Raw genomic sequence first — 18,109 nt, forward strand, 5'->3', positions numbered from 1 at the left:
GTCAGTCCACCTCCTCAACCGTGACGAGGTGACGAACGGTGTGGACCATGCCGCGGATCTCCGGGCGGTCCTCCTTCACCACGGTGTCGTTCAGCCGCTTGAGGCCGAGCGAACGCAGGGTGTCACGGTGGTTCTGCTTGCTACCGATGTAGGACTTGGTCTGCGTGACCTTCAGGCGAGCCATCAGGCGCTCACCCCAGCCGCGCGGGCCCGCAGCAGAGCGGCGGGAGCCACGTCCTCCAGCGGCAGGCCACGGCGGGCGGCGATCTCCTCGGGGCGCACGAGGCCCTTCAGAGCAGCCACGGTGGCGTGCACGATGTTGATCGCGTTGTCCGAGCCGAGCGACTTCGACAGGATGTCGTGAACGCCGGCGCACTCCAGGACGGCACGCACCGGGCCACCGGCGATAACACCGGTACCGGGGGACGCCGGCTTCAGCAGCACGACGCCGGCGGCCTTCTCACCCTGGATCGGGTGCGGGATGGTGCCCTGGATACGGGGGACCTTGAAGAAGTTCTTCTTGGCCTCCTCAACACCCTTGGCGATGGCGGCCGGAACCTCCTTCGCCTTCCCGTAACCGACACCCACGGTGCCGTCGGCGTCGCCCACCACGACCAGCGCGGTGAAGCTGAAACGACGACCACCCTTGACAACCTTGGCGACGCGGTTGATCGCGACGACGCGCTCGACGTAAGCAGTCTTCTCGACGGCGGGGGCGTTGCCCCGGTCGTCACGCTTACGGTCACGCCGCTCGCCGCCGGTGCCGCCGCCGGCGCCGCTACCGCGGCGCTGGGGTCCAGCCATTGGAATTACCTCTCTCGTTTACGTCCGTCGACAGAGTCGACGAGCGGGCTTAGAAGTCGAGCCCGGCCTCACGGGCCGCGTCCGCCATGGCGGCGATGCGGCCGGCGTACCGGTTGCCCGCACGGTCGAAGACGACCGTCTCGACGCCGGCGGCCTTGGCGCGCTCGGCGACCAGGCTTCCGACCTTCTTGGCCAGCTCGGTCTTGTCGCCCTCGGTGCCACGGATGGACACGTCGAGGGTGGACGCCGACGCCAGGGTGTGACCCTTGGCGTCGTCGATGACCTGGGCGACCATGTGGCGGTTCGAGCGCGTCACGACGAGGCGCGGACGCACCTCGGTGCCGACGACGCGCTTGCGAACGCGAATGGCGCGGCGCTTGCGGGCGGCGTTCTTGTAGGCGTTGCCCTTGCCGATCTTGACAGAGACGCTCATCGCTTACTTACCACTCTTTCCGACCTTGCGGCGGATGACCTCGCCCGCGTACTTGACGCCCTTGGCCTTGTACGGGTCGGGCTTGCGCAGCTTGCGGATCTTGGCAGCGACCTCGCCGACCTTCTGCTTGTCAGTGCCGTCCACGTGGAACTTGGTGGGCGACTCGACCACGAAGGAGATGCCCTCCGGGGCCTCGACCAGGATCGGGTGGCTGTAGCCGAGCGAGAACTCCATGGCGGAGCCCTTCGCGGCGACTCGGTAACCAACACCGCTGATCTCCAGCGACTTGCGGTAGCCCGCGGTCACGCCGGTGATCATGTTCGCCACCAGCGTCCGCGACAGGCCGTGGAGGGCCTTCGACTGACGCTCGTCGTTCGGGCGGGTGACGACCAGGGTGCCGTCCTCGCCCTTGCTGATCTCGATCGGCGCGGCGACGACGTGGGTGAGGGAGCCCTTGGGGCCCTTCACCGAGACCGCCTGGCCATCGATGGTGACGTCCACGCCGGCGGGAACCGGGATGGGCAGCCGTCCAATACGCGACATTGCTGTACCTCCGTTTCCCGAATTACCAGACGTAGGCGAGAACTTCTCCGCCTACGCCCTTCTTGGCGGCCTGCTTGTCGGTGAGGAGACCGGAGGACGTGGAGATGATCGCCACGCCCAGGCCGCCGAGCACCTTCGGCAGGTTGGTGGACTTTGCGTAAACGCGCAGACCCGGCTTGCTGATGCGCTTGATGCCGGCGATGGAGCGCTCACGGTTGGGGCCGAACTTGAGCTCGATGGTCAGCTTCTTGCCGACCTCGCCCTCGGTCGGGTCCTCAACCTTGTAGGAGGAGATGTAACCCTCCTGCTGCAGGATCTCGGCGACGTGCGCCTTGATCTTGCTCGACGGCATCACGACGGAGTCGTGGTACGCCGAGTTCGCGTTACGCAGACGAGTGAGCATGTCTGCGATCGGGTCGGTCATGGTCATGGTGGCCTCAGGCCTCTCTCGCCGTGGTTTCTCCGCACCAGGTCCCCCTCCGCGCACTCCGGGGAGTGCGAAAGGGGCACAAGCGCAGGGGACCTGCGACGTAGTAAGACTGGGTTTGCGAGCCCTCACAGGAGAGCCGCGAGCATCCATGGAGATGCCGCGGCAGGGGGCCCGACCCCACTACCTTACGGGAATCCTCTCGGAAGCCCAAAAGCCGTGGAGCCGGGCACTCTGCTTCGCAGTGGTGTGCCTAGGGCGCCTGGACTACCAGGAGCTCTTGGTCACGCCCGGCAGCTCGCCGCGGTGCGCCATCTCACGGAGGCACACACGGCACAGGCCGAACTTGCGGTACACCGAGTGCGGACGACCGCAGCGCTGGCACCGGGTGTACGCACGCACGCCGAACTTCGGCTTACGCTCGGCCTTTGCGATCAGGGCCTTCTTCGCCATGGCTCACGCCTCCTTGAACGGGAAGCCCAGAGCGCGCAGGAGCGCCCGGCCCTCATCGTCGGTCTGAGCGGTGGTCACGACGGTGATGTCCATACCGCGCTGACGGTCGACCTTGTCCTGGTCGATCTCGTGGAACATGACCTGCTCGGTGAGACCGAACGTGTAGTTGCCACGGCCGTCGAACTGCTTCGGGGAGAGGCCGCGGAAGTCACGGATACGCGGCAGCGCCAGCGACACCAGACGGTCCACGAACTCCCACATGCGGTCACCACGGAGGGTGACGTGGGCACCGATCGGCTGGCCCTCGCGCAGCTTGAACTGCGCGATCGACTTACGGGCCTTGGTCACGGCCGGCTTCTGACCGGTGATCGCGGTCAGGTCCTTGATCGCGCCCTCGATCAGCTTGCTGTCACGGGCAGCCTCGCCGACACCCATGTTGACCACGACCTTGACCAGGCCGGGGATCAGCATGACGTTCTCGTACGAGAACTGCTCCTGCAGCTGGCCCTTGACCTCGGAGTTGTAACGCTCCTTGAGGCGGGGGGCCACCTTCTCAACAGTCGTCTCAGACATCAGATGTCCTCACCGGTCCGCTTGGCAACGCGGATCTTGTTGCCCTGGTCGTCGAAGCGGTAGCCGACGCGGGTGACGACCTTCTTGCCATCCTTCTCCACGACCAGCTGGACGTTGGAGACGTGCACCGGGGCCTCGACGGTCACGATGCCGCCCTGGGTGCCCGGGCCCGGCTTGGTGTGCTTCTTGACCCGGTTGACACCCTCGACCAGGACCTTGTTCTCAGCGGGGATGGCCTGGATGACCTTGCCCTGCTTGCCCTTGTCCTTGCCGGTGATGACCTGGACCAGGTCACCCTTCTTGATCTTCATGCTGTTCGCCATGAGATTAGAGCACCTCCGGCGCCAGCGAGATGATCTTCATGAACTTCTTGTCGCGCAGCTCGCGGCCCACGGGGCCGAAGATGCGGGTACCGCGGGGGTCACCTTCGGTGTTCTTCAGAACGACCGCGGCGTTCTCGTCGAAACGGATGTACGAGCCATCCGGACGACGACGCTCCTTCACGGTGCGGACGACGACGCACTTGACGACGTCACCCTTCTTCACCGAACCGCCGGGGATCGCGTCCTTGACGGTGGCGACGATGACGTCCCCGATACCGGCGTAGCGGCGACCGGAGCCACCGAGAACGCGGATGCAGAGAATCTCCTTGGCACCCGTGTTGTCGGCGACGCGCAGTCGCGACTCCTGCTGGATCACAGCTTTCTCCTGATCGTCAACGAGAGTCGACGGGCCGGCCGCTGCTCACTCGATCGCATCGCTGCATCGAGCACATACGGCCGTACCTCATCGGCTTCGTTACTTGGCCTTCTCGAGGATCTCGACGACGCGCCAGCGCTTCGTCGCGGACAGCGGCCGGGTCTCCATGAGGAGGACACGGTCGCCGACACCGCACGCGTTCTGCTCGTCGTGCGCCTTCAGCTTGTTGGTACGGCGGATGACCTTGCCGTACAGCGCGTGCTTGACGCGGTCCTCGACGGCGACGACGACGGTCTTGTCCATCTTGTCGCTGACGACGAGACCCTCACGGGTCTTGCGGAAACCGCGCGTCTCGTTGGTGTTCTCAGTCATCAGGCGTTCTCCACCGTCTCGATGCCCAGCTCGCGCTCGCGCATCAGGGTGTAGATCCGCGCGATGTCCTTACGGACCAGCTTGAGCCGGCCGTGGTTGTCGAGCTGCCCGGTCGCCGCCTGGAAGCGGAGGTTGAACAGCTCCTCCTTGGCCTCACGCAGCTTGGCAACGAGGCCCTCGTTGTCCAGCTGACGAAGCTCAGCAGCCTTGGTAGCGGCCGACATCAGCTCTCACCGTCCTCGCGCCGGACGATCCGGCACTTCATCGGCAGCTTGTGCGCGGCGCGGGTGAGCGCCTCGCGAGCAACCTTCTCGTTCGGGTACGACAGCTCGAACATGACCCGACCCGGGTGCACGTTCGCGATCCACCACTCCGGCGAACCCTTACCGGAACCCATGCGGGTCTCGGCCGGCTTCTTGGTGAGCGGGCGGTCCGGGTAGATGTTGATCCAGACCTTGCCGCCACGGCGGATGTGACGGGTGATCGCGATACGAGCGGACTCGATCTGACGGTTCGTCACGTAAGCCGGGGTCACGGCCTGGATGCCGAACTGGCCGAACGCCAGCTCGGTGCCACCCTTGGCCGCGCCACGCCGCTTGGGGTGGTGCTGCTTGCGGTGCTTGACCCTACGGGGGATCAGCATGGGGGTCAGGCCTCCGTTCCGGTGTTCTCGGCAGCCGGAGTCTCGACCGCAGCGGCCGCGGGGGCCTCGGCGGCGGGACGACGGCCACGGCCACCGCGCTCGCCACCACGGCGCTCGCCACCGCGGGCGGGACGACCACCCTCGGGACGGGCCGGGCGGTTGCCCGAGCGGGCAGCGGCGTTCTCAGCGCGGACCTCGGCGATGTTCTTGACGTCGCCCTTGTAGATCCAGACCTTCACGCCGATGCGGCCGAAGGTGGTCTTGGCCTCGAAGAAGCCGTAGTCGACGTTCGCGCGCAGGGTGTGCAGCGGCACACGGCCCTCGCGGTAGAACTCCGAACGGCTCATCTCGGCGCCGCCGAGACGACCGGAGCACTGGACCTTGATGCCCTTGGCGCCGGACTTCATGGTGCCCTGCATCGACTTGCGCATGGCACGGCGGAAGGAGACGCGGGAGGACAGCTGCTCCGCGACGCCCTGAGCCACGAGCTGGGCGTCCAGCTCGGGGTTCTTGACCTCGAGGATGTTCAGCTGGACCTGCTTGCCGGTCAGCTTCTCGAGGTCGCCGCGGATGCGGTCGGCCTCGGTGCCGCGCCGGCCGATGACGATGCCGGGGCGAGCGGTGTGGATGTCAACGCGGACGCGGTCGCGGGTGCGCTCGATCTCGACCTTGGAGATACCGGCGCGCTCCATGCCCTTCGTCATCATGCGACGAATGGCAACGTCTTCCTTGACGTAGTCCTTGTACAGCTTGTCGGCGTACCAGCGGGACTTGAAGTCCGTGCTGATGCCGAGGCGGAACCCGTGCGGGTTAACCTTCTGGCCCATTACCGGGTCCCTTCCTTGCTGCTGACGACCACGGTGATGTGGCTGGTCCGCTTGCGGATCCGGTAGGCACGGCCCTGGGCGCGCGGACGGAACCGCTTCAGGGTCGGGCCCTCGTCAACGTACGCCTCGGAGATGTAGAGGTCGTCCACGTTGGAGTGGTTGTAGTTGTGCGCGGCGTTGGCAATGGCGCTGTCGAGCACCTTGCCGACCGGCACGGTGGCGGCCTGCGGAGCGAAACGCAGGACGGCCTGGGCCTCCGTGGCCGGAAGGCCGCGGATGAGGTCCACCACGCGGCGGGCCTTCATGGGCGTGACGCGGATGTACCGCGCCTGGGCCCTGGCTTCCATGGTTGTCCCCTTAATGGAGTAAGTCACTTAAGTCTGTCTGGCGCTGAGCTCAAGCCCGCGGAGCGACTAGCGACGCTTCGACTTGCGGTCTTCCTTCACGTGCCCCTTGAAGGTGCGCGTGGGAGCGAACTCGCCGAGCTTGTGGCCGACCATCGACTCGGTGACGAACACCGGGACGTGCTTGCGGCCATCGTGAACCGCGATCGTGTGGCCGAGCATGGCCGGGGAGATCACGGAACGACGGGACCAGGTCTTGATGACGTTCTGCGTGCCCGCCTCGTTCTGCACGTCCACCTTCTTCTGAAGGTGGTCGTCGATGAAGGGGCCCTTCTTGAGACTGCGCGGCATCTGACCTGCTCCTAGCGCTTCTTGTTGGTCTTGCGGCGGCGCACGATGAGCTTGTCCGACGCCTTGTTCGGGCGACGGGTGCGGCCCTCGGGCTTGCCCCACGGCGAGACCGGGTGGCGACCACCGGAGGTCTTACCCTCACCACCACCGTGCGGGTGGTCGATCGGGTTCATGGCCACACCACGCACGGTCGGGCGGACGCCCTTCCAGCGCATACGGCCGGCCTTGCCCCAGTTGATGTTCGACTGCTCGGCGTTGCCGACCTCGCCGACGGTGGCGCGGCAGCGCGCGTCCACCAGGCGGATCTCACCGGAGGGCATGCGCAGGTGCGCCATGCGGCCCTCACGGGCGAGCAGCTGAATGCCGGAACCCGCGGAACGGGCCAGCTTGGCGCCACCGCCGGGACGGAGCTCCACCGCGTGGATGGTGGTACCGACCGGGATGTTGCGGAGCGGCAGGTTGTTGCCCGGCTTGATGTCGGCCCCGGGGCCGTTCTCGATCCGGTCACCCTGCGCAACGCCGCGGGGGGCGATGATGTAGCGCTTCTCGCCGTCCGCGTAGTGCAGGAGCGCGATGCGCGCGGTGCGGTTGGGGTCGTACTCGATGTGCGCGACCTTGGCCGGCACGCCGTCCTTGTCGTGACGACGGAAGTCGATCACACGGTAGGCGCGCTTGTGACCGCCACCCTGGTGGCGGGCGGTGACACGACCGGCGTTGTTACGGCCGCCCTTGCTGTGCAGCGGGCGAACCAGCGACTTCTCCGGCGTGGACCGCGTGATTTCGACGAAGTCGGCCACGCTGGAGCCACGGCGGCCCGGCGTAGTCGGCTTGTACTTGCGGATACCCATTTTCGTCCTCGTCCTTAACGACGATCACGTTCCCCGTCAGGCGGAGACCGGACCACCGAAGATGTCGATGCGGTTGCCCTCGGCCAGCGTCACGATGGCGCGCTTGGTGTCCTTGCGCTTGCCAAAGCCCGTCTTGGAGCGCTTGCGCTTGCCCTGACGGTTGAGCGTGTTGACGGCCTCGACCTTGACCGAGAAGACCGCCTCGACGGCCTGCTTGATCTGGGTCTTGTTGGCGTCCGGCGACACGACGAACGTGTACTTGTTCTCGTCGAGGAGCGAGTAGCTCTTCTCCGAGATAACCGGCTTGATCAGGACGTCACGGGGGTCCGTGTACGTCTTGCTCGTGATCTCGGCAGCCATCAGGCGGCGCTCCCTTCGAGCTCGCCCTCAGCAGCAACAGCCTTGGCGGACGCGACCGGACCGGCCACGAAACGCTCGAAGGCGGCCTGGGTGAAGACCACATCGTCGGAGACGAGCACGTCGTAGGTGTTCAGCTGGCCGGCGTCCAGGATGTGCACGTTCGGCAGGTTGCGAGCGGACTTGAGGCCCAGCTCGTCCTCGCGCTCGACGACCAGGAGGACGTTCTTGCGCTCGGAGATCTTGCCGAACAGGCTCTTGGCGGCCTTGGTCGACGGCGCATCGGTCGCGGTCACCGCGGTGATGACGTGGATGCGCTCGTGGCGGGCCCGGTCGGTGAGCGCACCGCGGAGGGCGGCGACGATCATCTTCTTCGGGGTCCGCTGCGAGTAGTCGCGCGGCACGGGGCCGTGCACGACGCCACCGCCGGCGAACTGCGGCGCACGGGTCGAGCCCTGACGGGCGCGGCCGGTGCCCTTCTGGCGGTACGGCTTCTTGCCGCCACCACGGACCTCGCCGCGGCGCTTCACCTTGTGCGTGCCCTGGCGGGCAGCGGCGAGCTGCGCGACGACGACCTGGTGCATCAGCGGGATGCTGACCTTGGCGTCGAAGATCTCGGCGGGCAGCTCGACGCTGCCGGCCTTGTCGCCGGCCGGCGACAGGATGTCAATGGTGGTCATATCCTTCACAGCCCCTTCGCCGCGGTGCGGACGAGGACGAGGCCGCCGTTCGGGCCGGGGACAGCGCCCTTGATGAGCAGCAGGCCCTTCTCCGCGTCGACCGCGTGCACGGTCAGGTTCTGGGTGGTCACACGCTCGTGGCCCATCCGACCAGCCATGCGCAGGCCCTTGAACACGCGGCCCGGGGTGGCGCAGCCACCGATGGAACCGGGCGAACGGTGCTTGCGCTGGGTGCCGTGACCGGCGCCGAGGCCCTTGAAGTTGTGACGCTTCATGACACCGGCGAAGCCCTTGCCCTTGGAGGTGCCGGTCACGTCGACCTTGACACCCGCCTCGAACAGCTCGGCGGTGATCTCCTGGCCCAGGGTGTACTCGGACGCGTCCGAGGTACGCAGCTCGACCAGGTGGCGGCGCGGGGTGACACCGGCCTTGGCGAAGTGGCCCGCGAGGGGCTTGTTCACCTTGCGGGGGTCGATCTCGCCGAAGCCGATCTGGACGGCGTCGTAGCCGGCCGGGCTGTCGGCGGTGTGGACCTGGGTCACGACATTCGGCCCGGCCTTGACGACGGTCACCGGGACGACCCGGTTGTTCTCGTCCCAGACCTGGGTCATGCCGAGCTTCTCGCCCAGGATGCCCTTAATCTGCTTAGCCATCTTCGGTGTGCCTCTCAGAGCTTGATCTCGATGTCGACACCGGCCGGCAGGTCGAGACGCATGAGCGAGTCAACCGTCTTCGGCGTGGGGTCGAGGATGTCGATCAGACGCTTGTGAGTACGCATCTCGAAGTGCTCGCGCGAGTCCTTGTACTTGTGCGGCGAGCGGATGACGCAGTACACGTTCTTCTCAGTGGGCAGCGGCACCGGGCCCGCGACCTGCGCACCAGTACGAATCACCGTCTCGACGATCTTCTTCGCCGAGGAGTCGATGACCTCGTGGTCGTAGGCCTTGAGCCGGATGCGGATCTTCTGTCCCGCCATGGCTACTCAGTAGTCCTTCTGTGGTCTGTTGCCTCCACGACCGGATTCGTCCGGGTGGACTGGTCCGGCGGCGCCCCCGGATGGTTACCCTCTCCGACCCCCGCGGTCGGGCGTGTCGCCCTGCCGCTTGCAAAAAACCAAAGAGGTTTCCCTCTTCGGTCTTCCACTCTCGGTCGGTGAGGTCTTGCACCCACCAGGCGCCGGGTCGAGGCCCCGCCCACGCTTCCCGGAAGATTCCCGTACGTCCGCCCCGCAGCTGCCGCGGTGTCGCTTACACACCACTACGCCCACACGCCCACCGCAGAAGCGGCGAACGCGGACGCATGAACGGCCATCACGGGAACGACGAGTACGTGGGACTCGCTTCCAGTCCTCCCGGCGGGAGGCGCGCAGCATCGGCACTCAACCGAGCAACTTGGACATACTGCCATACAGCGCAGCCCGAACGCCAATCGAGGGGTCAGTGCGCACGGCCCTCCCGGACCATCCGTTCGAGTCCGCGGGCGAGGTCGACGGCCTGTTCGACGGTGAGCGGCGGCTCGTCCATGGCGGGGGCGGGCGCCTCCGCACCGTGGTAGCCGGCGATCGAGTCGACCGACACCGCCCGGCCGTCGCCGAGCAACAGCACCACGTCGTGACTGCGGGCCCAGACGAGCCGGGCGCCGGCCGGGTCGTCCCCGGGGAGGTCGGTCACCACGAGGGTGCCGGAGGGTTCCATGGCCGGGTAGCGGCAGGTCCCCCCGGTGGTACCGGGCAGTTCGGGGCGCAGGCGAGCGGCACGGTCGCCGGCCCCACCTGGATGCGGAGCACGCCGAGGCGGCCGTCCTTGCGGATCCAGTACACGCCGTCGAGGGTGCCGCTGCCAGGCCTCCCCTGACCGACGGCGGCGGCCGCCCACTCCACGGTGCCGATGCCCGGCGGGAGGAGCTGCCTGAGCCGGTCGACCGGCGACGGCGCGGCCGGCGCGGTCCGATCCGGGCTTGTGAGGGCGGGGAGGGCTGTCCCGGGCGGCAGGAGGCGATGAAGGTGTTCACCAGGGTCTTGCGGGCATAGGCGTCGACGCTCTCGATGCGGTCGAGCCGACGCCAGCCGAGGATCACCTTCAGCAGGGTCGACTGGACGAGGTCGTCGGCCTCGTCGCGGTCGCCGCACAGCAGGATCGCACTGCGGAACAGCGCCGTCCTACGGGCGACGACGTAGTCGTGCAGGGCCTGCTCGGCGTGCACCGTCCCCCTCCCCGGGCCGCCCACGGCGGGTGGCCCCGTCGTTCCCAGTGCGTCGGGGGGCACGCGGCGTTGCACCGCCGTCAGGGCCGGGCGGTCAGCCCTCGGTACGGCGCAGCGCGAAGAGGATGTTGTTCTTCTTCGGGGGGACGCGGGTCTCACAGACGATCGACATGCCGGGCAGCGCGCGGGTGACGATGTCCAGCAGCTGGTCGCGGTCGCCGAACACGACGTTCTTGTCGCCGGAGACGTACTTGTCGGCGGTGTAGGCCATCAGGTGCGCGATGTCCGACCGGCGCTCCCACTCCTTCACGACGAGCGTGCCGCCGGGGGCGAGCAGCGCCTCCGCGTCGCGCAGCAGGGCGTCGCGCTGCGCCGGCGGCACGTGGTGCAGGACGTCGACCACCAGGACGAGGTCGAAGAGCTCCGGCTTCTCGGCCCGGAGGTCGTGCGAGTAGACCGAGCGGAACTCGGCCCTGCCGCGGTCGCCGCGGAACAGCCGGCCGGGGCTGTCCATGACGTCGATGCCGAGGTACTGCACCTCGGGCAGCGCGCCGACCAGGCGCTCGGCCACGGCGCCGTCGCCGCAGCCGATCTCCAGGATGCGCCCGGGGCTGGCGAGGCTGAGCAGGGTGATGCCGAGGCTGTCGAGATCGATGAACACCGACCGGTAGAGCTCCGCAGCGGGGACTTCGTACTTGCCCAGGCGGCGGCGGACTGCTGCGGTGATTCCCATACGATCTCTCCGGTCGGTGCGCGGCATGTTCCTGAGGGACGAAGTCTGACAGGAGCGCGGGCCGCGGGCGCATGCAGGGTGCCGTGTGCGAGGGAGCCGGGAACAGGGAGTCGGGAATGGTGGCGCAGCGGGGCATCGGCACGGCGGTTCCGGGCCCGCCCCGGGACAACGGGTTCGGCGGGCTGCGCCTGCTGCTGGCCCTGGCCGTGATCGCCTCGCACGCCGCGCCGCTGGGGTTCGGACTGCCGAACCCCGGTACGGGCGCCACCCGCGGGCAGACCGACCTGGGCACGCTCGCGGTCTGCTGCTTCTTCGTGCTGTCCGGCCTGCTGGTGACCCGCAGTGCGGTGCGACTGCCGCCGGGTCGCTTCCTGTGGCACCGCGCGGTGCGGCTGCTGCCCGGGTTGTGGGTCTGCCTCCTGGTGACGGCCCTGCTGATCGCTCCGGCCGTCGCGGTGCACGAGGGCGTACGGATGTCCGAGCTCTTCGCGCACCCGCGCGGGCCCTGGCAGTACCTGGACGCGAACTGGCTGGTCACCGTCGGCCAGTACGACATCGGCGGGTTGCTGCAGGGTGTTCCGCACCCGGGCGCGTTCGACGGGTCCCTGTGGTCGCTGCACTACGAGGTGCTCGCCTACGTCGCGGTGGCGGCCCTTTCGGCGGCCCTTCCGGTGCGCTGGTTCCGCCGGCTGGTGCCGCTGCTCGTGGTCCTGCTCTGGGCCGTGCTGGCCGTGGACGCGTGGGGTCACCCGGCCTTGCGCGCACCGACGTACGCCACGGACGGCCACCGCTTCACCCTTCCGGTCTTCGGTGTCGGCAGCACCGCGCAGCTCGTTCCGCTGTTCTTCGCCTTCGCCCTGGGCGCCGCCGCCGCGCTCCGTCCGGAAGGGCTGCGGCCGACCGGACGGGGGGCCGCGGCCGCGGCGCTGCTGCTCGTGGTGTCGCTGCGCTTCGGCGGCTTCACCGTGGTCGGGCTGCCGGCCGTGGCCTACCTGCTGCTGTGGGCGGCCGCGCACACTCCGGCGCCGCTGCGGGGGATCGGGCGGCGGCACGACTACTCGTACGGGCTCTACATCTACGCGTTCCCCGCCCAGCAGGTGCTCGCGGAGTTGGGCGCGAACCGCTGGGGCCGCCTCCCCTACGTCCTGGCGTCCGTGGCCTGCGCCGCCGTGGCGGCCGTGCTGTCCTGGCACCTGGTCGAGTCGCCCGCGCTGCGCCTGCGGCATCTGGGCGTGCGGAGCGGCACGGTCGGCACCGGCGGTCGGCGGGCCGCTCTGCGGGCCGCCACCGGTCGCGCGGAGCCGTCAGCGGGTCGCGCTCCCGAGCAGTTCGCCGGGCCGGTCGGACGGGACGTCGCGGTCGCCCCGGCGACGGACGAGCGTCCACAGCATGACGAGGGCCGTGGCGGCCGTTCCCGCCGCGAAGGAGGCGACGGCCCGCAGTGCGATGTCGCCGGGCAGCAGGGTGACGGCGACCAGCACGGCGGTGCCGGTGAGCCAGCCCGCGAGCTGGGCGCGGTGGCGGTGCTGGACCATGAGCGCCTGGCCGAGCACCTGCGCGAGCAGGTAGCAGAGCGTGCCGAGGACGAGCCACAGGAAGTCGGCGCGGGTCAGGACGTCCGGAGCCGCGAAGAGCAGCCGGATCAGCCAGGAGCCCGCCAGGACGGCCGGTACGCCGCCCAGGCAGGAGAGCGCCGTCACCACCAGGCAGGCGCGGCGCAGCATCCGTAGGAAGCCCTCGCGGTCCCCTGCGGCGTCGGCGCCCGCGAGCCCGGAGAGCAGGGACGCCTGCAGGGCCGCGAACACGAAGAGCGGCACCCGGGCCAGGACGAGGGCGTTGAGCAGGGCCGCCACCAGGGCGACCTCGCCGGGGGCGAGCAGCTGGGTGCTCAGCACCGCGGCATTCACCACGAACTGGGCGAGCAGGGTGGAGCCGATCAGCGGGCCGAGGCCGCGGACGAGGTCCGGCCAGGCCGTCGGCGCGCCCGGTTTCGAGGCGCGCAGGGTGGTGGGCAGGGTGACGGCGCAGGCGAGCAGCGGGGCCAGGGTGAGGACCAGGCTGAAGGCGAGGGCCGAGTTCAGTCCGGCGGCGGCGCAGAGCAGGGCGAGGACGATCCGCAGTCCGCCGTCCACGGCGAGCTGGGTGCCGTACGCGGTGAACCGGCCGAGTCCCGCGAGGATGCCGCGGGTGGTGTAGGTGACGGCCAGGCCGGCGAACGCGCCGCCGAGCGCCCAGACCATCGGGCGGTCGCCGTGGAAGCACCGGTCGGCGATCGGCCGGGCGAAGATCCAGAGCAGGCCGAGCACGGCGGTGAGGAGCCCGGTGGCGAGTACCGCCGCCCGCCGCAGCACCGGCCGCGCGCCCTCGCCGTGCACGGCGCGGGCCGCGACGATCCGGGTGAGTTCCTGCTCCAGCGGGAAGAAGAGCCCCATGCCGATGGACATGACGATCGTCCACAGCACGGAGACGCGCGCCATGTCCACCGTCGCCAGGCTGTGGCCCGCCACCGCGAGGTGGACGTAGGAGGCCGCGCCGAGGATCACGGTGCCGGCCGCCACGGCGGCCATGCCGGGCGGCAGGGCGCGGGCGAGCCGGGCCAGTGGGGTCATGGTCGGGTCCTCCGGTTCAGCGCGCCGCGTGCTTGAGCATGGCGGAGACGCCGGGGCGCCCGGCGTGCCGGGCGGCGCCGGGCAGCAGGGTGAGGGCGTGCAGCCGGGACGACAGGTGCAGGCGGGAGACCTTGGCGGCGCGGTGCCAGCCGTGGGCGTCGAGCCGGTCGGCGGTCTCCCGGAAGAAGCGCTTGGCCTCCTCGAAGCGGCTGCCGGTGAAGGCCTTGGCGGAGGACTCGCTCTCGGCGTGCCGGCGGTAGCTGAAGCAGACCTCCGGGCTGGTGGCCAGGGACTCCCCCGCGACGAGCAGGTCCACGACCAGGGCGAGGTCCTGGATGACGCCGAGGTCGGCGCGGAAGCCGAACCGCTCGACGGCCTCGGTGCGCCAGCAGATCGACGGGAAGTACAGCCAGTTGCCGCGCAGCAGGCTGACCGCCAGGTCCTCGCCGCCGAGCAGGTCGCGGCCGGGGCCCTTGGGGGCGTAGATCTTCCGCTTGGTCCGGTCGACGAGGGTGTCGAAGGGCAGGCCGTCGGTGCCGATGACCTCGACGCCGGGCTGGATCATCGCGGCCTCGGGCTCGCGTTCGGCCGCGGCCCGGACGACGTCCAGGTAGTTCGGGTGCATCAGGTCGTCGCAGCCCATCAGCACCAGGTACTCGTACTCGGCGAGCGAGACGCAGTGGTTGAAGTTGCCGGTGACGCCGAGGTTCCGCACGTTGCGGAAGTAGCGCACGCGCGGGTCGGCGAGGGCCTCGAACCACTCGGGGACGCCCGGTTCGCGACCGTCGTCGACGACGGTGAGCCGCCAGTCGTCGCCGCTCTGGGCGAGGACGCTGCGCACCGCGTCCTGCATGAGGCGGACGTCGCCGTAGTACGGCAGCAGGATCTCGTAGCGGGACACGTCAGACCTCGACATCCGCCACGAGGGCGGTTCGGCTGGTGCAGGCACGGTAGTACGCGGAGCCGGGCGCGTAGTCCCGCAGGTGACGGGGCATCCGGCGGATCACCGCGAGGAGCAGCACCAGGCCGGCGCGTGCCAGGTACACGAGGGCCTTGAGCGGGGAGGCGCTGGGCCGGCCGGTGGTGCGGGCCCGCATGGCGACGGGGACCTGGCGGACGGTGAAGCCGCAGCGGGCGGCACCGACCAGGCTCTCGACGGTGTCGCCGAGGTACTCGACGGGGTACCAGCGGGCGAAGAACTCGATGAGCGGCCGGTTGCAGGCGCGGAAGCCCGAGGTGGTGTCGGTGAGCCGGGTGCGGGTGATCCGGGAGAGCACCACGGAGAGCAGCCTCATCGCCCAGCGGCGTGGGCCGCGGACCCGGTAGTCGCCCTCGCCGTCGAAGCGGGCGCCGATGACGAGGTCGGCCTCGGTGAGCCTCTCCAGCAGGACGGGGATGTAGAACGGGTCGTGCTGGCCGTCGGCGTCGACCTGGATCGCCACGTCGTAGCCGTGCTGCTGGGCGTACCGGTAGCCGAGCCGCATGGCGCCGCCGACACCGAGGTTGAACGGCAGGCGGGCGACGGCGGAACCGGCCGCGGCGGCGACCTCGGCGGTGCGGTCGGTGGAGCCGTCGTCGACGACGAGGGTGTCGACCTCGGGCAACTGCCGCTTGATCTCGCCGAGGACGGCGGGCAGGCCGTCGGCCTCGTTCCAGGCGGGCAGGATGATCAGGACGCGGCGGCCCTCGGTCACGGCTTGGTCTCCGGGGTCGCGGTGGTGACGGCAGGACCGACGGGGGTGCGGCCGAGGGCTTCGGGGACGGGCATCAGGCCCTGTGCGGCGAGGTGGGCGCGGATCAGGGCGACGTCCTCGGCGAGGGTGCGGGTCTCCGCCTCCAGCCGGCTGGCCTCCCAGCTGAGGTGCAGGCTCACCAGGAGCACGAGGACGAAGCCGGCGAAGAGCACCAGGCTGACGCCGGAGGCGACGCCGAGCCGCTTGGCCGTCGAGTCGAGCAGCGACGGGAAGAAGCCGAGCGGGGCTATCGCGAGACCGATGGTCAGCCATATCGCCGCGTACTTCTCCCGGAGCTGCTGGCGTCTCAGCAGTTCCAGGATGTAGGCGAGCACCACCACGCCGGTGATCGAGGTGAGGATCGAGAGTTGCACTTGCCGGTGGCGCCTTCCGTGCGCGGGCCGTCCCCGTGAGAGGCCAACAGCCTAAGGCAGCCCGGCGGGTACTCGAACGGGTGGTCGCCCCTCAGCGCGGTCCGGTGAGGGCGCGGAAGGCCGGCCGCCGCAGGGCCTCGGCCAGTGAGGTCTCCCAGGCGGGCAGCGGGGCGAGGCCGGCGAGGGCCCAGCGGTCGTGGCCGAGCACGCTGTAGCCCGGGCGGGCGGCGGGCCGGGGGAAGGCGGCGGAGGTGGTGGGGCGGACCCGCTCGGGGTCGAGGCCGGCCACCCGGTAGGCGGCGCGGGCGAGGCCGAACCAGGTGGTGCGGCCCGCGGCGGTGCCGTGGTAGACCCCGGCCGGGGCCGCTGGGCGGCCGCCGAGGGCGTGCAGTTGCCGGGCCAGGTCGTGCGACCAGGTGGGCTGGCCGTACTGGTCGTCGACGACGTCGACGGTGTCCCGGACGGCGGCGAGCTTCAGCATCGTGGCGACGAAGTTGGGGCCGTGCTCGCCGTACAGCCAGGCGGTGCGGACGACGTAGCCCGTGGCGGGCAGCAGCTCCAGGACGGCCCGCTCGCCGGCGAGCTTGGCCCGGCCGTAGGCGTTGACCGGCCCGGTGGGGGCGTCCTCCGGGCAGGGCCGGTCGGTGTCACCGGGCAGCACGTAGTCGGTGGAGACCTGGAGCAGGCGGGCGCCGCTCTCGCGGCAGGCGAGGGCGAGGTGGCGCGGGCCGGTGCCGTTGACGGCGGTGGCGGCGGCCTCGGCGGCCTCGGCGCCGTCGACGTCCGTCCAGGCGGCGCAGTTGACGACCACGTCGTGGCCCGCGACGGCGGCGCCCACGGCCCGGGGGTCGGTGATGTCGAGCGCGGCGCGGTCGAGCGCGGTGACGTGCTCGCCGGCCGCGCCGAGGACCTCGGCGAGGTCTCGGCCGAGCATCCCGCCGGCGCCGGTGACCAGCCAGCGGGTCATGCGAGGGCCGCCCGGGCCTTGAGCGGCTCCCACCAGGCGCGGTTCTCGCGGTACCAGGCGATGGTGGAGGCGAGGCCGTCGGCGAAGGAGACCCGCGGCTCGTAGCCGAGCTCCTCGCGGATGCGGCTGATGTCGAGGGAGTAGCGCAGGTCGTGGCCCTTGCGGTCCTCGACGTGCTCGACCATGTCCCAGCCGGCGCCGGCGGCCTCCAGCAGCAGGGCGGTGAGCTCCTTGTTGCTGATCTCGGTGCCGCCGCCGATGTTGTAGACGCGGCCGGCGCGGCCGCCGCGCAGCACCAGGTCGATGCCGTGGCAGTGGTCGGAGACGTGCAGCCAGTCGCGGACGTTGCCGCCGTCGCCGTACAGCGGCACCTTCCTGCCGTCGAGCAGGTTGGTGGTGAACAGCGGAACGACCTTCTCCGGGAACTGGTGGTGCCCGTAGTTGTTGGAGCAGCGGGTGACCACCACGTCCATGCCGTGGGTGCGGTGGTAGGCCAGCGCGAGCAGGTCGGAGGAGGCCTTGGAGGCCGAGTACGGGGAGTTCGGCGCGAGCGGCCAGTCCTCCGTCCAGGAGCCCTCGGTGATGGAGCCGTAGACCTCGTCGGTGGAGACGTGGACGAAGCGGCCGACGCCGTGCCGGCGGGCCGCGTCCAGCAGCACCTGGGTGCCGAGCACGTTGGTGCGCACGAACGGGCCTGCGCCCTCGATCGAACGGTCGACGTGCGACTCGGCGGCGAAGTGCACCACCGCGTCGTGGCCGGCCACGGCGGCGTCCACCGCGGCCTCGTCGCAGATGTCGGCGCGGACGAAGCGGTAGCCGGGGTGGTCGGCGACCGGGGCGAGGTTGGCCTCGACGCCCGAGTAGGTGAGCTTGTCGAGGACGGTGATCTCGGCCGAGGCGTCGGCGGCGAGCTGGGAGCGGACGAACTCGGAGCCGATGAAGCCGGCGCCGCCGGTGACCAGGATGCGCATAGTGCGCGCAGTCTACCGCCGGGCCCGCGTGGCCCCGGCGGGCGCGCCCGGGGCGGCCTCCAAGGCTCCCGTAGGCTGCTGCCCATGCGTGGAATCCTCCTGGCCGGCGGTACCGGCTCCCGGCTGTGGCCGCTGACCCGGGCGGTCTCGAAACAGCTGCTCCCGG

At 70.0% G+C, this 18,109-nt stretch carries 29 protein-coding genes and 2 pseudogenes; 2 read left to right on the forward strand and 29 right to left on the reverse strand.

Features of this window, described 5'->3' with window-relative positions; all coding sequences use genetic code 11:
- Position 1: 1 nt before the first annotated feature.
- The 23 genes and pseudogenes from rpmD to AB0P35_RS18920 all read right to left on the reverse strand — a co-directional run bounded on the left by rpmD (position 2) and on the right by AB0P35_RS18920 (position 11,289).
- Positions 2 to 184, reverse strand: a complete 183-nt coding sequence (gene rpmD, locus AB0P35_RS18810; protein WP_014136270.1) for a 50S ribosomal protein L30 — start codon at positions 182 to 184, stop codon at positions 2 to 4.
- Complete coding sequence (gene rpsE / locus AB0P35_RS18815) at positions 184 to 804, reverse strand: 30S ribosomal protein S5 (protein ID WP_095874456.1); 621 nt, start codon at positions 802 to 804, stop codon at positions 184 to 186. Before rpsE ends, rpmD begins: the two co-directional genes overlap by 1 nt.
- 49 nt (positions 805 to 853) lie before the next feature.
- The gene (gene rplR, locus AB0P35_RS18820; RefSeq protein WP_363511901.1) at positions 854 to 1,237 is read right to left on the reverse strand and encodes a 50S ribosomal protein L18; all 384 of its coding nucleotides are present in this window, start codon (positions 1,235 to 1,237) and stop codon (positions 854 to 856) included.
- Between the two features lie 3 nt (positions 1,238 to 1,240).
- Complete coding sequence (gene rplF, locus AB0P35_RS18825; protein WP_095874454.1) at positions 1,241 to 1,780, reverse strand: 50S ribosomal protein L6; 540 nt, start codon at positions 1,778 to 1,780, stop codon at positions 1,241 to 1,243.
- A 22-nt stretch (positions 1,781 to 1,802) separates the two neighbouring features.
- On the reverse strand, positions 1,803 to 2,210 hold the full coding sequence (rpsH, locus tag AB0P35_RS18830; RefSeq protein WP_030263474.1) for a 30S ribosomal protein S8: 408 nt from the start codon (positions 2,208 to 2,210) through the stop codon (positions 1,803 to 1,805).
- 264 nt (positions 2,211 to 2,474) lie between these two features.
- Positions 2,475 to 2,660, reverse strand: a complete 186-nt coding sequence (locus AB0P35_RS18835; RefSeq protein ID WP_030263476.1) for a type Z 30S ribosomal protein S14 — start codon at positions 2,658 to 2,660, stop codon at positions 2,475 to 2,477.
- A 3-nt stretch (positions 2,661 to 2,663) separates the two neighbouring features.
- Complete coding sequence (gene rplE, locus AB0P35_RS18840; protein ID WP_030263480.1) at positions 2,664 to 3,233, reverse strand: 50S ribosomal protein L5; 570 nt, start codon at positions 3,231 to 3,233, stop codon at positions 2,664 to 2,666.
- Positions 3,233 to 3,544, reverse strand: a complete 312-nt coding sequence (rplX, locus tag AB0P35_RS18845) for a 50S ribosomal protein L24 (RefSeq protein ID WP_033214113.1) — start codon at positions 3,542 to 3,544, stop codon at positions 3,233 to 3,235. Before rplX ends, rplE begins: the two co-directional genes overlap by 1 nt.
- A gap of 16 nt (positions 3,545 to 3,560) precedes the next feature.
- The gene (rplN, locus tag AB0P35_RS18850; RefSeq protein WP_030232481.1) at positions 3,561 to 3,932 is read right to left on the reverse strand and encodes a 50S ribosomal protein L14; all 372 of its coding nucleotides are present in this window, start codon (positions 3,930 to 3,932) and stop codon (positions 3,561 to 3,563) included.
- A gap of 99 nt (positions 3,933 to 4,031) precedes the next feature.
- A complete protein-coding gene (gene rpsQ / locus AB0P35_RS18855) occupies positions 4,032 to 4,304 on the reverse strand; it encodes a 30S ribosomal protein S17 (RefSeq protein ID WP_014136278.1) in 273 nt (90 codons plus the stop codon).
- On the reverse strand, positions 4,304 to 4,528 hold the full coding sequence (gene rpmC / locus AB0P35_RS18860; protein WP_030263491.1) for a 50S ribosomal protein L29: 225 nt from the start codon (positions 4,526 to 4,528) through the stop codon (positions 4,304 to 4,306). Before rpmC ends, rpsQ begins: the two co-directional genes overlap by 1 nt.
- A complete protein-coding gene (rplP, locus tag AB0P35_RS18865; protein ID WP_030232476.1) occupies positions 4,528 to 4,947 on the reverse strand; it encodes a 50S ribosomal protein L16 in 420 nt (139 codons plus the stop codon). Before rplP ends, rpmC begins: the two co-directional genes overlap by 1 nt.
- Before the next feature lie 5 nt (positions 4,948 to 4,952).
- Positions 4,953 to 5,774 (reverse strand): 30S ribosomal protein S3, encoded by an 822-nt coding sequence (gene rpsC / locus AB0P35_RS18870; protein WP_095874453.1) that lies wholly within the window; start codon positions 5,772 to 5,774, stop codon positions 4,953 to 4,955.
- A complete protein-coding gene (rplV, locus tag AB0P35_RS18875; RefSeq protein WP_095874452.1) occupies positions 5,774 to 6,121 on the reverse strand; it encodes a 50S ribosomal protein L22 in 348 nt (115 codons plus the stop codon). Before rplV ends, rpsC begins: the two co-directional genes overlap by 1 nt.
- Before the next feature lie 66 nt (positions 6,122 to 6,187).
- Positions 6,188 to 6,469 (reverse strand): 30S ribosomal protein S19, encoded by a 282-nt coding sequence (rpsS, locus tag AB0P35_RS18880; RefSeq protein WP_014136283.1) that lies wholly within the window; start codon positions 6,467 to 6,469, stop codon positions 6,188 to 6,190.
- A gap of 11 nt (positions 6,470 to 6,480) precedes the next feature.
- The gene (gene rplB, locus AB0P35_RS18885; RefSeq protein WP_095874451.1) at positions 6,481 to 7,317 is read right to left on the reverse strand and encodes a 50S ribosomal protein L2; all 837 of its coding nucleotides are present in this window, start codon (positions 7,315 to 7,317) and stop codon (positions 6,481 to 6,483) included.
- Positions 7,318 to 7,353: 36 nt separating this feature from the next.
- Positions 7,354 to 7,680: a 50S ribosomal protein L23 gene (gene rplW, locus AB0P35_RS18890; protein WP_179419560.1), complete on the reverse strand. Its 327-nt coding sequence runs from the start codon at positions 7,678 to 7,680 to the stop codon at positions 7,354 to 7,356.
- A complete protein-coding gene (rplD, locus tag AB0P35_RS18895) occupies positions 7,677 to 8,354 on the reverse strand; it encodes a 50S ribosomal protein L4 (RefSeq protein WP_095874449.1) in 678 nt (225 codons plus the stop codon). The genes rplW and rplD overlap by 4 nt, the downstream gene beginning before the upstream one ends.
- Positions 8,355 to 8,359: 5 nt before the next feature.
- Positions 8,360 to 9,007, reverse strand: a complete 648-nt coding sequence (gene rplC / locus AB0P35_RS18900; protein WP_031063055.1) for a 50S ribosomal protein L3 — start codon at positions 9,005 to 9,007, stop codon at positions 8,360 to 8,362.
- 14 nt (positions 9,008 to 9,021) lie between these two features.
- Entirely contained in the window at positions 9,022 to 9,330 is a 309-nt protein-coding gene (gene rpsJ, locus AB0P35_RS18905) for a 30S ribosomal protein S10 (protein ID WP_012785157.1), read from the reverse strand.
- A 460-nt stretch (positions 9,331 to 9,790) separates the two neighbouring features.
- Entirely contained in the window at positions 9,791 to 10,048 is a 258-nt protein-coding gene (locus tag AB0P35_RS18910) for a hypothetical protein (protein ID WP_363511925.1), read from the reverse strand.
- Between the two features lie 298 nt (positions 10,049 to 10,346).
- Positions 10,347 to 10,556, reverse strand: a pseudogene (locus AB0P35_RS18915) (sigma factor); the annotation flags it as partial.
- 94 nt (positions 10,557 to 10,650) lie between these two features.
- The gene (locus AB0P35_RS18920) at positions 10,651 to 11,289 is read right to left on the reverse strand and encodes a class I SAM-dependent methyltransferase (protein ID WP_179419461.1); all 639 of its coding nucleotides are present in this window, start codon (positions 11,287 to 11,289) and stop codon (positions 10,651 to 10,653) included.
- Between the two features lie 116 nt (positions 11,290 to 11,405).
- On the opposite strand from AB0P35_RS18920, the pseudogene AB0P35_RS18925 reads away from it, so the two are divergent.
- Positions 11,406 to 12,464 (forward strand): annotated as a pseudogene (locus tag AB0P35_RS18925) (acyltransferase); the annotation flags it as partial.
- A gap of 129 nt (positions 12,465 to 12,593) precedes the next feature.
- Here AB0P35_RS18925 and AB0P35_RS18930 read toward each other — a convergent pair.
- The 6 genes from AB0P35_RS18930 to rfbB all read right to left on the reverse strand — a co-directional run bounded on the left by AB0P35_RS18930 (position 12,594) and on the right by rfbB (position 17,943).
- Positions 12,594 to 13,898, reverse strand: coding sequence for a hypothetical protein (locus tag AB0P35_RS18930; protein WP_363511905.1), 1,305 nt, complete (start codon positions 13,896 to 13,898; stop codon positions 12,594 to 12,596).
- 16 nt (positions 13,899 to 13,914) lie between these two features.
- Positions 13,915 to 14,814: a glycosyltransferase gene (locus AB0P35_RS18935; RefSeq protein ID WP_363511907.1), complete on the reverse strand. Its 900-nt coding sequence runs from the start codon at positions 14,812 to 14,814 to the stop codon at positions 13,915 to 13,917.
- Positions 14,801 to 15,592: a glycosyltransferase family 2 protein gene (locus tag AB0P35_RS18940; protein WP_363511909.1), complete on the reverse strand. Its 792-nt coding sequence runs from the start codon at positions 15,590 to 15,592 to the stop codon at positions 14,801 to 14,803. The genes AB0P35_RS18935 and AB0P35_RS18940 overlap by 14 nt, the downstream gene beginning before the upstream one ends.
- Positions 15,589 to 16,005, reverse strand: coding sequence for a DUF2304 domain-containing protein (locus AB0P35_RS18945; RefSeq protein WP_363511911.1), 417 nt, complete (start codon positions 16,003 to 16,005; stop codon positions 15,589 to 15,591). Before AB0P35_RS18945 ends, AB0P35_RS18940 begins: the two co-directional genes overlap by 4 nt.
- 91 nt (positions 16,006 to 16,096) lie before the next feature.
- Entirely contained in the window at positions 16,097 to 16,972 is an 876-nt protein-coding gene (rfbD, locus tag AB0P35_RS18950) for a dTDP-4-dehydrorhamnose reductase (protein WP_363511913.1), read from the reverse strand.
- On the reverse strand, positions 16,969 to 17,943 hold the full coding sequence (rfbB, locus tag AB0P35_RS18955; RefSeq protein WP_363511915.1) for a dTDP-glucose 4,6-dehydratase: 975 nt from the start codon (positions 17,941 to 17,943) through the stop codon (positions 16,969 to 16,971). Before rfbB ends, rfbD begins: the two co-directional genes overlap by 4 nt.
- 84 nt (positions 17,944 to 18,027) lie before the next feature.
- On the opposite strand from rfbB, the gene AB0P35_RS18960 reads away from it, so the two are divergent.
- Positions 18,028 to 18,109, forward strand: an 82-nt coding sequence (locus tag AB0P35_RS18960; RefSeq protein ID WP_363511923.1) for a sugar phosphate nucleotidyltransferase, incomplete at its 3' end; no start/stop codon positions are given.

Source organism: Kitasatospora sp. NPDC085879, from assembly GCF_040686255.1.
Lineage (GTDB): Bacteria > Actinomycetota > Actinomycetes > Streptomycetales > Streptomycetaceae > Kitasatospora.

Excerpts from the sequence above, each read along its gene's own strand:
- rpsJ (WP_012785157.1), bottom strand. The coding sequence starts at position 9,330 with ATGGCGGGACAGAAGATCCGCATCCGGCTCAAGGCCTACGACCACGAG.
- AB0P35_RS18935 (WP_363511907.1), bottom strand. The coding sequence starts at position 14,814 with ATGTCGAGGTCTGACGTGTCCCGCTACGAGATCCTGCTGCCGTACTAC.
- AB0P35_RS18835 (WP_030263476.1), bottom strand. The coding sequence starts at position 2,660 with ATGGCGAAGAAGGCCCTGATCGCAAAGGCCGAGCGTAAGCCGAAGTTC.
- rplF (WP_095874454.1), bottom strand. The coding sequence starts at position 1,780 with ATGTCGCGTATTGGACGGCTGCCCATCCCGGTTCCCGCCGGCGTGGAC.
- AB0P35_RS18910 (WP_363511925.1), bottom strand. The coding sequence starts at position 10,048 with ATGGAACCCTCCGGCACCCTCGTGGTGACCGACCTCCCCGGGGACGAC.
- rplB (WP_095874451.1), bottom strand. The coding sequence starts at position 7,317 with ATGGGTATCCGCAAGTACAAGCCGACTACGCCGGGCCGCCGTGGCTCC.
- rplX (WP_033214113.1), bottom strand. The coding sequence starts at position 3,544 with ATGAAGATCAAGAAGGGTGACCTGGTCCAGGTCATCACCGGCAAGGAC.
- rpsQ (WP_014136278.1), bottom strand. The coding sequence starts at position 4,304 with ATGACTGAGAACACCAACGAGACGCGCGGTTTCCGCAAGACCCGTGAG.
- AB0P35_RS18930 (WP_363511905.1), bottom strand. The coding sequence starts at position 13,898 with ATGACCCCACTGGCCCGGCTCGCCCGCGCCCTGCCGCCCGGCATGGCC.
- rplE (WP_030263480.1), bottom strand. The coding sequence starts at position 3,233 with ATGTCTGAGACGACTGTTGAGAAGGTGGCCCCCCGCCTCAAGGAGCGT.
- rplR (WP_363511901.1), bottom strand. The coding sequence starts at position 1,237 with ATGAGCGTCTCTGTCAAGATCGGCAAGGGCAACGCCTACAAGAACGCC.
- rpsC (WP_095874453.1), bottom strand. The coding sequence starts at position 5,774 with ATGGGCCAGAAGGTTAACCCGCACGGGTTCCGCCTCGGCATCAGCACG.
- rplV (WP_095874452.1), bottom strand. The coding sequence starts at position 6,121 with ATGGAAGCCAGGGCCCAGGCGCGGTACATCCGCGTCACGCCCATGAAG.
- rpsE (WP_095874456.1), bottom strand. The coding sequence starts at position 804 with ATGGCTGGACCCCAGCGCCGCGGTAGCGGCGCCGGCGGCGGCACCGGC.
- rplC (WP_031063055.1), bottom strand. The coding sequence starts at position 9,007 with ATGGCTAAGCAGATTAAGGGCATCCTGGGCGAGAAGCTCGGCATGACC.
- rfbB (WP_363511915.1), bottom strand. The coding sequence starts at position 17,943 with ATGCGCATCCTGGTCACCGGCGGCGCCGGCTTCATCGGCTCCGAGTTC.
- AB0P35_RS18920 (WP_179419461.1), bottom strand. The coding sequence starts at position 11,289 with ATGGGAATCACCGCAGCAGTCCGCCGCCGCCTGGGCAAGTACGAAGTC.
- rpsH (WP_030263474.1), bottom strand. The coding sequence starts at position 2,210 with ATGACCATGACCGACCCGATCGCAGACATGCTCACTCGTCTGCGTAAC.
- rplP (WP_030232476.1), bottom strand. The coding sequence starts at position 4,947 with ATGCTGATCCCCCGTAGGGTCAAGCACCGCAAGCAGCACCACCCCAAG.
- rpmC (WP_030263491.1), bottom strand. The coding sequence starts at position 4,528 with ATGTCGGCCGCTACCAAGGCTGCTGAGCTTCGTCAGCTGGACAACGAG.
- rplD (WP_095874449.1), bottom strand. The coding sequence starts at position 8,354 with ATGACCACCATTGACATCCTGTCGCCGGCCGGCGACAAGGCCGGCAGC.
- rpmD (WP_014136270.1), bottom strand. The coding sequence starts at position 184 with ATGGCTCGCCTGAAGGTCACGCAGACCAAGTCCTACATCGGTAGCAAG.
- rpsS (WP_014136283.1), bottom strand. The coding sequence starts at position 6,469 with ATGCCGCGCAGTCTCAAGAAGGGCCCCTTCATCGACGACCACCTTCAG.
- rfbD (WP_363511913.1), bottom strand. The coding sequence starts at position 16,972 with ATGACCCGCTGGCTGGTCACCGGCGCCGGCGGGATGCTCGGCCGAGAC.